Origin of the sequence: Aeromonas media (genome assembly GCF_000819985.1) — a bacterium.
Lineage (GTDB): Bacteria > Pseudomonadota > Gammaproteobacteria > Enterobacterales > Aeromonadaceae > Aeromonas > Aeromonas media.
In genome coordinates this window covers 1-12368 of record NZ_CDBZ01000102.1, presented here as the reverse complement: position 1 = coordinate 12368, position 12368 = coordinate 1, and the positions used below count along the sequence as shown (strand labels likewise).

The window sequence follows — 12368 nt, the reverse complement described above, 5'->3', positions numbered from 1 at the left end:
CTTGTTCGCACCTTCCCTAGTTATTAGCACACAAAATGATTGACTTATGCCGCGGGGAAAACTAACAAGTTGTCATTCCGACATAGGACGAGCGACTGACTGACGATTTATTAGAAGTGGTGTATATATACGAGAGTGCTCGGGTGAAGACTCCCCACGAATCAAGGCAAGTGATAACCTTGTGGCCTGAGCTGCCATCAACTCAATAGGGTAACGCATAGTCGTTAGTTTAGGACGCAAATATCGAGCATAGATAATGTCATCAAAGCCTATCACGGACACTTCTTCCGGAACTTTGACTCCATTATCAGCCAGTACAGAGAGGGCGCCTGCCGCCATAGCATCATTGTAGGTTACTATAGCTGTAAGCTTTGCTCCTTTGGCGAGTAGGTTCAGCGTCGCCTGCTCCCCCCCTTCTTCATTTGGTTGGGCAAATTCAATCAACTCATCACTTGGAGCAATCCCTGCGCATATCAATGCATCCCGATAACCATTCAAGCGTGACTCTGCATCCTCGATAGGTCGATTTGAACCCAGATAAGCAATTTTGACATGTCCCTGCGCCAATACATGCCGAGTGGCTAACGTGGTTCCTTGCTGGTTATTCAATGCGATACAACGCACCTGAAGAGCTGGAATGTAACGATTAATCAATACCAAACCAGGAATGCGCTCAGCATATTGCAGCAATTCGTCATCAGATAATGCCTTGCTATGTACAACAAGCCCTTCACAACGGCGAGCAATCAACAACTCTATTGCTTCCCGTTCAGCGTCTGCTGTATGTCGTCCATTTCCCATCAACAAATGCAGCCCCTGCTCCGTAGTAACAGTGCCTACACCTTTCACCAATGCCCCAAAGAAGGGATCCGCCACGTCCCCAACAACAACACCAAAGGTATCACAACACTGGTTAGCTAGGGCCCTGGCATTTGCATTAGGAGTGTAACCAAGCTCAGTTATTGCTCTCTGCACTGCGACCCGGGACGCTGCGCTGGCTTTTGGCGAATTGTTCATCACTCGTGAGACCGTTGCCACCGATACATTGGCTAACCGAGCGACGTCCTTGATGGTACTCATACTGTTTTCACTCATTTTCACATTATAGTTAAACACTATTATACCCTTGAAAGTAATTGAAAAAAATAGAGAAAAATGATCTTGCAATGTAGTCTCACACTAAATTAGTGTAACCGCTTACACTGATTTGTAGATGAGCTCACAGTTTACGTCGAGGCCTCTCGTTTAGACTGTTACCAATGTTTTTATATGGAGAGCAAGATGAATGTTCTAGTCACCGGCGGTTGCGGATATATCGGCAGCCACACCTGTCTGGTCCTGCAAGCGGCAGGCATGAATCCCGTGGTGGTCGACAACCTCGGCAACAGCAAGCGCAGCGTGCTGGCCCGAGTCGCCGCCATCAGCGGCCAGCAACCCCAGTTCTATCAAGGGGATATTCGCGATGCCGCCCTGCTGGAGCGGATCTTCGCCGAGCAACAGATCGATGCAGTGATCCACTTTGCCGCCCTCAAAGCGGTCGGTGAATCGACCCGCATTCCACTGGATTACTACGAAAACAACCTCGGCGGCACCCTCACCCTGCTGCAGGCGATGAAGCGGGCCAATGTGCACAATCTGGTGTTCAGCTCCTCGGCCACCGTCTACGGCGATCCCGCTAGCCTGCCGATCCGCGAGGATTTCCCTCGCTGCGCCACCAACCCCTACGGGCGATCCAAGCTGCTCATCGAGGAGATCCTCGAAGATCTGCAGCTGGCCGAGCCCCACTGGAGCATGACCCTGCTGCGCTACTTCAATCCGGTCGGCGCCCACGACTCGGGCACTATGGGTGAAGACCCGCAAGGGATCCCCAACAATCTGATGCCCTATATCACCCAGGTGGCCATCGGCCGTCGCGACTGCCTGTCGGTCTTTGGAAACGATTACCCCACGCCGGACGGCACCGGCGTGCGCGACTACATCCACGTGATGGATCTCGCCGAGGGGCACGTCAAGGCACTGCAACACTGCGCCGGCAAGGGTGGTGTACACACCTACAACCTGGGCACCGGCCAGGGCCAGAGTGTGTTGCAGCTGGTCACCGCTTTCTCTGCCGCCTGTGGCAAGCCGCTGCCATTTCGCATCGAACCGCGCCGCCCGGGCGATATCTCCGCCTGCTGGGCCGATCCGGCCAAGGCGCAGCGTGAGCTGGGCTGGCAGGCGACCCGGGACATAGACGCTATGTGCGCCGACAGCTGGCGCTGGCAATCCGCCAATCCGAACGGTTACGAAGAGTAGGTCTGCCTGCTCCCCGGTAATAAACGACTTTATTTTTCAATACATTATTCAGGAGAGATGATGTTCAACCCCGTCGATCATCCCCATCGCCGCTTCAACCCGCTGACCGGCCAGTATGTGCTGGTCTCCCCCCACCGGGCCAAACGCCCCTGGCAGGGACAGGTGGAGAAGGTGAGTCAGGCCCCCAAGCAAGCCCACGATCCCGACTGCTTCCTCTGCGCGGGCAACACCCGGGTCACTGGCGACATCAACCCCGACTACAAGAGCACTTTTGTCTTTACCAACGACTTCGCCGCCCTGATGCAGGATACCCCGGCCGCCGATAGCGCCAGCGATCCCCTGCTGAAGCTGGAAGCCGCCCGCGGCACCAGCCGGGTCATCTGCTTCTCGCCGGACCACGGCAAGACCCTGCCCGAGCTGCCGCTGCCCGCCATCGAGGGGGTGATCACCACCTGGATGGATCAGGTCGCCGAGCTGTCGGCCCAGTGGCAGTGGGTGCAGGTCTTTGAAAACAAAGGGGCAGTCATGGGCTGCTCCAACCCTCACCCCCACGGCCAGATCTGGGGCAGCGACTTCCTGCCCAACGAGATCGCCCGCGAAGAGCAGCACCAGCGTGACTGGCTGGCCGAGCATGGCCGCCCCATGCTGCTGGAGTATGTGGAGCGGGAGTTGGCGGATCGCTCGCGCATCGTGGTGGAGACCGAGCACTGGCTCGCCGTGGTTCCCTTCTGGGCCGCCTGGCCGTTCGAAACCCTGCTGCTGCCCAAGGCGCACGTCCCCTCCATGCTCAACCTGACCAAGGCCCAGCAACAGGATCTGGCAGTGGCGCTCAAGGAGCTCACCAGCCGCTACGATAATCTGTTCGAGTGCAGCTTCCCCTACTCCATGGGCTGGCACTTTGCACCGCCCAAATCGGATTGCCCCGAGGCGTGGCAACTGCATGCCCACTTCTATCCGCCACTGCTGCGTTCCGCCACCGTGCGCAAATTCATGGTCGGCTTCGAGATGCTGGCCGAAACCCAGCGCGACCTTACCCCCGAGCAGGCTGCCGAGCGGCTGCGCGCTCTGAGCCCCATTCACTACACCCAGACCAGCCACACCAATGAGGAGGCCCTATGACCCCCAACCAACGTGTCAGCACCGTTTTTGCCGAGCAATTTGCCAAAGCGCCCGATCTGCTGGTGCGCGCCCCCGGCCGCGTCAACCTCATCGGTGAACATACCGACTACAACGACGGCTTCGTGCTGCCCTGCGCCATCGACTACGAGACCTGCGTTGCCATCGGCCTGCGCGATGACCGGCAAGTACAGGTGATCGCCGCCGACTACGACAATCAGCGCGACCAGTTCGACCTCGACCAGCCCATCGAGCACCACCCCAGCCAGCGCTGGAGCGACTACATCCGCGGCGTGGTGAAATATCTGCAGGAGCGCGGCTATACCCTGCGCGGCCTCGATCTGGTGGTCTCCGGCAACGTGCCGCAGGGGGCGGGACTCTCCTCCTCCGCCTCGCTGGAAGTGGCGATCGGTCAGGCCTTCAAAGAGGCGCTGGGGCTCGACATCAGTCAGGCCGAGATCGCCCTCAATGGCCAGCAGGCGGAGAACAAGTTCGTCGGCTGCAACTGCGGCATCATGGATCAGATGATCTCCGCCAGCGGCAAAACCGATCATTCCCTGCTGCTCGACTGCCGCTCGCTGGAGACTCGCCTCATCCCCATGCCGGCGGATCTGGCGGTGCTGATCGTCAACTCCAATGTGCGCCGCGGTCTGGTGGACAGCGAATACAACACCCGTCGCCAGCAGTGCGAAGAGGCCGCCCGTCACTACGGGGTCAAGGCGCTGCGCGACCTCGATCTGGCCGGACTGGAAGCGGGCAAAGCCGGGCTGGATGAGGCCTGCTATCGCCGTGCCCGCCACATCGTCGGTGAAAACGCCCGCACCCTGGCGGCCGCCGATGCGCTGGCGAGCCACGATCTGACCCGCCTCGGCGAGCTGATGGCCGAGTCGCACGCCGCCATGCGCGATGACTTCGAGATCACAGTGCCCGCCATCGACGGTCTGGTGGAGATCATCAAGGCCAGGATCGGCACAGATGGCGGCGTGCGGATGACCGGCGGCGGCTTCGGCGGCTGCGTGGTCGCCCTGCTGCGCCCGGAGAAAGTGGCCGAGGTGATCGCAGCAGTCGAAGCCGAGTATCCGACAGTCTCTGGCTTAAAGGCTGATTGTTATGTTTGTCGGTCAACTGATGGTGCTTGTAGAAATTAAATAAAACTAGGAACTCAAAAATGAAAAAGACCAAAATTGTCTGCACCATCGGTCCGAAGACCGAATCCAAAGAAATGCTGGCCAAAATGCTGGACGCCGGCATGAACGTCATGCGCCTGAACTTCTCCCACGGTGACTACGCCGAGCACGGCAGCCGCATCAGCAACCTGCGCGCTGTAATGGCCGAGACCGGCAAGCACGCAGCTATCCTGCTGGACACCAAGGGTCCGGAAATCCGTACCATGAAGCTGGAAGGCGGCAACGACGTCGCGCTGGTCGCTGGCCAGACTTTCACCTTCACCACCGACCAGACCGTGGTTGGCAACAAAGACAAAGTGGCGGTGACCTATGCAGGTTTCGCCAACGATCTGCGCGTCGGCAACCGCATCCTGGTTGATGACGGCCTGATCGGTCTGGACGTCATCGAAATCACCGGGCGCGAAGTTATCTGTAAAGTGCTGAACAACGGTGACCTGGGCGAGAACAAAGGCGTTAACCTGCCGGGCGTCTCCATCAAGCTGCCGGCCCTGGCCGAGAAAGACAAGCGCGACCTGATCTTCGGTTGCGAGCAAGGCGTTGATTTCGTTGCTGCTTCTTTCATCCGTAAGAAAGAAGACGTTCTGGAAATCCGTGAGCACCTGAAAGCCCACGGTGGCGAGAACATCCAGATCATCTCCAAGATCGAAAACCAGGAAGGTCTGGACAACTTCGACGAGATCCTGGCTGTTTCCGACGGCATCATGGTTGCTCGTGGCGACATGGGTGTAGAGATCCCGGTTGAAGAAGTTATCTTCGCCCAGAAGATGATCATCGCCAAGTGCAACAAAGCCCGCAAAGTGGTTATCACTGCCACCCAGATGCTGGACTCCATGATCAAGAACCCGCGTCCGACCCGCGCCGAAGCTGGTGACGTGGCCAACGCCATCCTGGACGGTACCGACGCAGTGATGCTGTCCGGTGAATCCGCCAAGGGTAAGTACCCGCTGGAAGCCGTGACCATCATGGCCACCATCTGCGAGCGTACCGATGCCGTGATGCCGTCCAACCTGTCTGCTGCCAACGACAGCAACAAGCTGCGCATCACCGAAGCCGTATGTAAAGGCGCCGTAGAGACCTCCGAGAAGCTGGACGCCCCGCTGATCGTGGTTGCTACCGAAGGCGGCAAGTCTGCCAAGGCCATTCGCAAGTACTTCCCGAAAGCCTGGATCCTGGCGATCACCACCAACAAGAAAACTGCTGCCCAGCTGGTGCTGACCAAGGGTGTGGTTGCTCACGTGGTTGACAGCATCGCCTCTACCGACGATTTCTATCGCATCGGTAAAGAAGCCGCGCTGGAAATCGGCATGGGTCTGAAAGGTGACGTGGTTGTGATGGTCTCCGGTGCTCTGGTACCGAGCGGCACCACCAACACCGCTTCTGTTCACGTTCTGTAACGATTGCCTAGCAAACTTTAGGCTACTGGCGTCATCGCTTTTGCGTGCGATGACCGGACATCAAGCCACACGGGAAGAAGGTATCGTTGAGGTTGACGAGACCTTCTCCCTTGACTCTTTAGAGGGACAACGGGGACTATCACATTCGGCACAACATCGTGGTGGTCAAGGTCGAACTCATGGAACCGGGCGGGTTGCATCACATTAATGGTGGTCCTTGGCGCTTGCAAGCCACCACGCAGATTTACTGTTGAAAACGCTGAATGCCAAGACGTTGATAGCAGTCTTGACATCTCTGCTCTCACCGAATCCAGTCGTGTCTAATATTTTATGTGTGTATGCATGTTTCAGCAAAGAGCGGAGCGAGCCCTATCAGGTAGTGCGTAATCGCCAAGGTGAACAGATTATGAGGCATAGTACATAAATCCCTGTCGGATGTTGGCCATCTGCTCATCGCGAAAGCGCAGGCTCAGCGGAAGGGTGAGCGCATCTCGATGCAATGGTTGTAACCCTTGCCAATCATGCCGTGTCGCCGCCTTCATCCTTTATCTCCCAAGTCATCAGTTAAAACCCAGATGACTATATCGTTCGAGCAAAGCCGCTTCGATACTGGGGTTTTGCACATGTCGTATTTTCAAGCAGATATTTTCAAACTAATAGACAGATAAGAGGCAGGCGAGACGGACGGGGCAGTTCCTCACAACCACACGGCTTCCTGCTCCAGCGCCATCCCGCTGGCTTGCATTGACCGGATCAATTGCTTCACTTCCACGTCGAAATCGGCTGTCGCAGGGTGTGCCAGCATGGCGTTGAATTCGCGCTGGGTATCCTGCCAAAGCGTGGTACAACCGAAACGCTCGAGACGAGATGGCCACTCGGGCATCAACCACAGGGCCACGCTGTGGCCAAGACGGCTGCGAAGCCGGGCAAAGTTGAGCAGACCCACTCCGTCGTAGTCGGGAAAGAAGTGGATCGCAGGCGCCCGCTGGCGCAAGGCGAGCCAATCCAACAATGTGTTGGGCAATTGGCCACTGTAATAAGCAACACTGGCGGGCTGGGCGCAGGGTAGCCAGTCCAGCTGGTCAAACAGCGCCTGATTTTCCACAAGCCATAGCGGATGTTCGGTATACCAGGTGCTGTCGGCGTGCACAGTCAGAGCGGCGACGCCCAGTTGATCGGTGCTCAGTCGCAAGTCCAGCCGGTTGTCTTTATCGTCTCGCCACGCCACCTGACCGGGACCGGCCTTTAACAGCAGATAGCTGAACTCATGCCCATGATCTGCCCCCTTGCTACGGCGAGTTGCGGCGATGTTACGCGCTCGGCGTGGCAGACCATCGACCAATTCGGCTTGCTCTATCGGCACCAGTTGTCGCCACTGGTGTTCCACCACGGCGGGCAGCCTTATCTCAAATACGACTCCCCTGCCCTCGGGCCGCATCTGTATGCTGCCGGTAGCGCGGGCAAAGCTGCTCAGCTCACGTCGCTGCCCCTCGCTCAATTGAGAGCTGGCAAGCCCTCCTCCAGGGGCTTGGCGCAATTTGCGCAAGGCGGCGATCAAACTACGGCTCATGGTCGCTCCTTGGGAGCAAGCACCAGCCAGCTCTGCCGATTGATATGGTTCTTGCCGGCATGGTGATGGATAGGTACGCAATAGCGTGCCGTGGTCAACGGAGCTGGCGAGGCGCAGATCAGGGCAAAACCGAATTCTGCCGCCACATCGATCAGATTTTTCTGGTTGCGGGTATCCAGCGCCAGCGCCTCATCCAGATAACAGATGGTGCGGATGCGCTTGTTCTTGTGATGCATCAGGTGGAGCATGGCCAGCCCGGTCACCAGCTTGGCCATCAATACGGTGCCGTTGGAGGCCGCACTGTCTATCTCGGTGAAGGACTCCTCCTGCTGATCCTGCTTACCTATCACAAACTCCAGGCGAAACAGATCGGCGACACGGAGCCCTTGCCGGGCATTGCCCTCATCAAACAAGGTCTGTTTGGCGCGATCCAATCGCACATCATCCAGCACGCTTTGCTGATTAAACAGATCGAAGCTCTCCCCCGTCTCCACCTGAGCGGACTTATCGAGCAGAATTTCGATGGCTTCCACCAGGTGTGCTTCATCCCTGGGCTCGATTTTGAAAACCCTGAGGTCGGACAGTTGACGCTGACTCACCAGCCGGTTAAAGCCCCGCATCTGCGCCTTAAAAGCATTCAGCCCCTGTCTGAGCTGTTTCAGGCTGGCGGTGACATTGATCACGGCACTGCGGGCCTTCTTCTCCAATGCCTCGGCTTCTTTTGGCAACATCTGATGGAAATCGAGGATCCGACTCCACTCCTCGTCCTGAGTCGGGCAGTGTTCATACTTGGTGAGTCCGCCAGCGTGCAAATCCTGCAAACCGCGCTGCAACGCGCTGTTCAACGCCAACAATTGACGACTATCGGTCTGGAATTCTTGCAAACGGGTATATAGGGTATCCAGCGTTCTGGTGGCTCCCCCGAGCCAGGGATGGTAGGAAAGAGATTCCAGATAACCGAATTCTGGCCCCTGATCCTCGCGCTGGTTACGCATGGTGACGATGCCGTTATGCTCATCATCCAGTCGCATCTGCGCTTGTCGCAAAGCATTGAGTTGATCAACCAAGCTCAATTGCTGCTGGTTAATCGCTGCCAGCTCGGCCTGTAGCCTATCCAGCTCTTGTTCATGGGCTATCAATTGCTCTGCTCGCTGGTCACTCTGGGCCAATAGATGCTGCCAGGTGTCGAAGTCGGCCAGCTCCTGCCGCAGTTGTTGCTGCTCCTGCTCTAATCGTTGCTTGTGTGCCTCGGCCTGGTGGCGCTGCTCGGCTGTTTGCTGCTGCACCTCCAAACTGGCGATATGCCTGTCGGTATCCCTGATCTGCTCCTTCAGCTCGGCTTCACTGAGTTGCTGAAACTGGGGATGCAACCGATGAAGGTTGATGCGCAGGCCAGCCAGCATCAGCGTCTCGCCCGGCGTCTGTGACAACTGTTGTTTCAACCGGGGCATATCCAGTTCGAAATCTGCCGGTCCTAGCTGCATCACTCCGGCCTGGAGCACCCGGTTTAGTCGCAGTAACTCCTCTTCACTCAGATGATCAGCCATGTGTCGATAGAGATTGTCGGTCAAGGTCTCCTGCTGCCGATGCAGGCTCATCGACAACTGCTGTTGCCGACGTAAATCTCGCCTTATGTCCTCTACGCTGCGGCTCTTGACCTGCCCCAGCAGGGTGATCTGAGCCTCCAAATTCTCCTTGACCGCCGCCAGCTGTGTTTCAAGTTGCTCACGTCCCGAAAGCAGGGTAAACCGACGCTCCAGCTCCGCTTGCTGCTGATTGAGCGCCAGCAGCTGAGTATGGGACTGCTGTTTTACGAGCCGTTCGACACTCAGCTCCTGAATACGGCTCCCCGATTGCTTTTGTGCCGTCTCGCATTGCAACACCTTGGCTGCCAATTCCTCTGCTGTGGACTCATAGTAGGAGTGCCACTGCTTGAGGTCTTCTTCTATCTGTGGGCACCAGACGATGAGCTTGCCTCTGAGCGTCAAACGCTCTTGCACTTGTTTGGCCAAGCTCAGGATCCGTGCAGACTGATTGACCGCCGCCTGATACTGAGCCCGTTCACTATTGACCTCGCTAAATGCCTTTTCCCACTCTTGCCGAAAGTCGATGGCCGCATCCGACAAGTCCCGTTTGAAGATTTCCAACAGATAATTTTTGACATCGGCCGAGGTGAGCCTATCCAGCCGTAAGGTACGAGTGAGGACCTGTCGATAGGCAGCAGCATCCGATTGATGCTCCAGATGAAAGAGGGTGAAATCGGGCTCGCTGGCGGCCCGCTTGCGACGACCACCATACAGGGCATCGCGAAAATCATTGGGACTCTTGTAGACAAACACCAGCCGCTGGCGCGTGGCCAGGTGGTTTACCAGTTGGGGCTCCGCCACCAGAGCGCCGCCGTCCAACCGATAATCATCCAGATCCAACGCTCCCTTGTAGGCAAAGTACTGATAGTCATGGCTAACCCCCTTGCCGACACATCCCAGCACCACGGTCCCCGTTTCTGGCAGACAGGCTTCCAGCAGTATGTAGGCGCTGTTGTTGGGGAAGTAGAATCGTTTGGACTTCTCCAGATCGTGGGCGCCAAAGTCCATGCGTCGCTGGTCGATGATCAATAAAAACTGCAGCGCGTTGATGAGGCTGGTTTTACCTGTGTTATTGGGGGCGATGAGTGAGACGGCAGCATCCAGCGGCAACTCGGCTCTCTGATACCCGGCACTGCCCAACAATACCAGACGCTCAAACCCGTACTGGATCATGCTTCCTCCTCCTCATCCAAACCCACCTCTGCCGATTCATCTTCCTCGCCACCCTGCGGCTCATCGAATGAATCGTCTTGGCCAGATGCGCTCAACGATTCGAAGTGTTCCAGATAGCGATAGACCGCCGGCAATAACTGCCAATAACCGTTAAGTGACAACGCAAATCCGAGCTTGACCGCGCTGTCCAGCAACGCGATGAAGCCATCCAGCTCCAACCCCTCGGCCTCAAGGATCTCCTGATGATGCTCGTGAGCCTTGGCCAGCAAGGCCTTGTCTACCCGCCACTCCGTAAAGCGGGACAAGGGTCTGCCCTCATCAGCCTGGGTATCAAACAAGCACATCCATAACAACGCCAGGCGCTTGCTAGTCTTGCTGGCTTGGCTGCCGGACTCCTCGATATGAAACCAGGCATAGCCACGTGGCTCGACTTTAAGCTCAAACCCCAGGGCGGCAAAAATAGCCTGATAGCTTTCCTGACACCGCTCCAGCTCGGCCCACAGGGCAGGCTCCGCCACCCGGTTGAGGTGCTTGCCGCTGTTGAACAGGCGAAACAGCTCACTCAGGGCACCGAGCGACTCCAGATGCGAAATAGAGGTAATCATGATCTCTGGATCCTGTAGGGGTGATAACTGACCAGCACCTCTTGCAAATCCGTTGTGGTGCTATCTGGGTGAAGGCTCGCCAGCCAAAGAGGCTCACGCACCAGTTCGTGGTAGAGTCGCAACAAGGTGGCATCCGGCTGCTCGCCATAATGCTGTAGCAACCAGAGCATCAGGTTCTCCACTGGCAGGCTCTCTTGCAGGTGTTGTTTGAGGGTCTCGTCATCAATGGGCTCTACCAGTGAGGCGTCGAAGGGGACCTCCGTCGGGAAACGGATGAGTTCCGGTATGTACGCCAGGGCGCTGGCCATAAAATCCTTGACCTCGAAGCCTACACTAACGCGTCGCGGTCGCTCCTGCCGCCAGACAGGCAAGGCCCCCTTCGTATTGCGCAACGGCAGAGCTCGCGTGAGGCCACGTTTGCGCACACGCCCCAACAACTGGCTGATGGCGGCAGACAGGCCATTATGCTCGCGCAGCTCTTCACGCAGCGGCAGCAAGGTGGCGGCACATTGCTGGGCTACCAATCTTCCCAACCGCTGCAACTCCTTGGCTTGATAAGAAACCTGACGCAACTGTAACTGGTGGGTATAAAGCCCACCTTGTATGGTGATGGCCTCTACAGCCCGATCCAGAGCCCTCTCCGCCTGCTCCAGAAAGGGATAGAAGTTGCCCGCAAGCCCGGAGTCCATCATCTCGTTCATGGGCTCCACATACTGGTCATAGGCTTCAAGCACTGAGCGATAACGTTGCGCTATTGGCATGGCTGCATCCGCGGATTTAGCCTGTTCGGCCAGCTCCAATATGGCATGGCGATCCTGATCCAATTGCAAACTGATCTGCCGCAACAGGTCTGACATCTTGGCTGAGCCCTGACGCAAATAATCGGGATTGAGTGGTTCAGAACCTTCCAGTATTTGTGCTGTCGCTTGTTTGATGGCCTCGATACGCGCCTTGAGCACGGCAGAAAGCCCTAACTCATGCTCACGTAACAGCCCCCGCGCAAACTCTTGCACCAAGGGGTTGACCTGCAGGGTATCGGTTCGCTCAAGCCACTGCAGGACATCGCTGCTACATAGGCTGCGCAAGATTTCTCCACACTCAGGCTCGCTGTCACTGCCCCGGCTGGACTTGCCAATTAGCCTCAGCACCATCGCCTCATCGAAAGCAGGCCATTCCCGCGAAGCCCGAACCAATGCTTCGATGACGTCCCAATGTTTATGCAGTTGGAATATCAGACTTTTGGGATTTGCCATTCGGTATCCTTGTTCGCTCCCTTGGCCCCAGTCCAAAGAATCATACGATGGACGGCTGGCGTCATTTGACCACAAGAGCATAGAAAGCAACCCAGCTGGCAACAATACTGGATACTTCTACATGTCGTTTTTTCAAGCAGATATCTGACGACTCCGGTCTCCCTTACCGCCAGGGCCGACGCATGATCA

At 57.0% G+C, this 12368-nt stretch carries 9 protein-coding genes and 1 pseudogene; 5 read left to right on the top strand and 5 right to left on the bottom strand.

Going from position 1 to position 12368, the window contains the following annotated elements; translation table 11 throughout:
- Positions 1-72 precede the first annotated feature (72 nt).
- Positions 73-1080: a substrate-binding domain-containing protein gene (locus BN1127_RS21340; RefSeq protein ID WP_082030023.1), complete on the bottom strand. Its 1008-nt coding sequence runs from the start codon at positions 1078-1080 to the stop codon at positions 73-75.
- Between the two features lie 201 nt (positions 1081-1281).
- Between BN1127_RS21340 and galE the strand changes: the two genes are divergently transcribed.
- The 5 genes and pseudogenes from galE to BN1127_RS23180 form a co-directional block, all read left to right on the top strand.
- On the top strand, positions 1282-2295 hold the full coding sequence (gene galE / locus BN1127_RS09205; protein ID WP_042649216.1) for a UDP-glucose 4-epimerase GalE: 1014 nt from the start codon (positions 1282-1284) through the stop codon (positions 2293-2295).
- Positions 2296-2355: 60 nt separating this feature from the next.
- Entirely contained in the window at positions 2356-3414 is a 1059-nt protein-coding gene (locus tag BN1127_RS09200; protein ID WP_021141161.1) for a UDP-glucose--hexose-1-phosphate uridylyltransferase, read from the top strand.
- Positions 3411-4559: a galactokinase gene (galK, locus tag BN1127_RS09195; RefSeq protein WP_021141162.1), complete on the top strand. Its 1149-nt coding sequence runs from the start codon at positions 3411-3413 to the stop codon at positions 4557-4559. Before BN1127_RS09200 ends, galK begins: the two co-directional genes overlap by 4 nt.
- 20 nt (positions 4560-4579) lie before the next feature.
- On the top strand, positions 4580-5992 hold the full coding sequence (gene pykF, locus BN1127_RS09190) for a pyruvate kinase PykF (protein WP_042649215.1): 1413 nt from the start codon (positions 4580-4582) through the stop codon (positions 5990-5992).
- Between the two features lie 26 nt (positions 5993-6018).
- A pseudogene (locus tag BN1127_RS23180) lies at positions 6019-6257 on the top strand (IS1595 family transposase); the annotation flags it as partial.
- Between the two features lie 432 nt (positions 6258-6689).
- On the opposite strand, the gene BN1127_RS09185 reads toward BN1127_RS23180, so the two are convergent.
- From BN1127_RS09185 to BN1127_RS09170, 4 genes are read right to left on the bottom strand one after another with little or no spacing between them, the layout of a single operon-like run.
- The gene (locus BN1127_RS09185) at positions 6690-7562 is read right to left on the bottom strand and encodes a hypothetical protein (protein WP_021140990.1); all 873 of its coding nucleotides are present in this window, start codon (positions 7560-7562) and stop codon (positions 6690-6692) included.
- Positions 7559-10258 carry a coiled-coil domain-containing protein gene (locus BN1127_RS09180; protein ID WP_202211408.1) on the bottom strand — a complete coding sequence of 900 codons (2700 nt, stop codon included), beginning with the start codon at positions 10256-10258 and terminating at the stop codon, positions 7559-7561. The genes BN1127_RS09185 and BN1127_RS09180 overlap by 4 nt, the downstream gene beginning before the upstream one ends.
- Before the next feature lie 59 nt (positions 10259-10317).
- Positions 10318-10926 (bottom strand): condensin complex protein MksE, encoded by a 609-nt coding sequence (locus BN1127_RS09175; RefSeq protein ID WP_005330555.1) that lies wholly within the window; start codon positions 10924-10926, stop codon positions 10318-10320.
- Positions 10923-12179 (bottom strand): hypothetical protein, encoded by a 1257-nt coding sequence (locus BN1127_RS09170; protein ID WP_021140988.1) that lies wholly within the window; start codon positions 12177-12179, stop codon positions 10923-10925. Before BN1127_RS09170 ends, BN1127_RS09175 begins: the two co-directional genes overlap by 4 nt.
- Between the last annotated feature and the right edge of the window lie 189 nt (positions 12180-12368).

Coding starts and splice junctions, on each gene's coding strand:
- BN1127_RS21340 (WP_082030023.1), bottom strand. CDS start 1,080: ATGAGTACCATCAAGGACGTCGCTCGGTTAGCCAATGTATCGGTGGCA.
- galE (WP_042649216.1), top strand. CDS start 1,282: ATGAATGTTCTAGTCACCGGCGGTTGCGGATATATCGGCAGCCACACC.
- BN1127_RS09200 (WP_021141161.1), top strand. CDS start 2,356: ATGTTCAACCCCGTCGATCATCCCCATCGCCGCTTCAACCCGCTGACC.
- galK (WP_021141162.1), top strand. CDS start 3,411: ATGACCCCCAACCAACGTGTCAGCACCGTTTTTGCCGAGCAATTTGCC.
- pykF (WP_042649215.1), top strand. CDS start 4,580: ATGAAAAAGACCAAAATTGTCTGCACCATCGGTCCGAAGACCGAATCC.
- BN1127_RS09185 (WP_021140990.1), bottom strand. CDS start 7,562: ATGAGCCGTAGTTTGATCGCCGCCTTGCGCAAATTGCGCCAAGCCCCT.
- BN1127_RS09175 (WP_005330555.1), bottom strand. CDS start 10,926: ATGATTACCTCTATTTCGCATCTGGAGTCGCTCGGTGCCCTGAGTGAG.
- BN1127_RS09170 (WP_021140988.1), bottom strand. CDS start 12,179: ATGGCAAATCCCAAAAGTCTGATATTCCAACTGCATAAACATTGGGAC.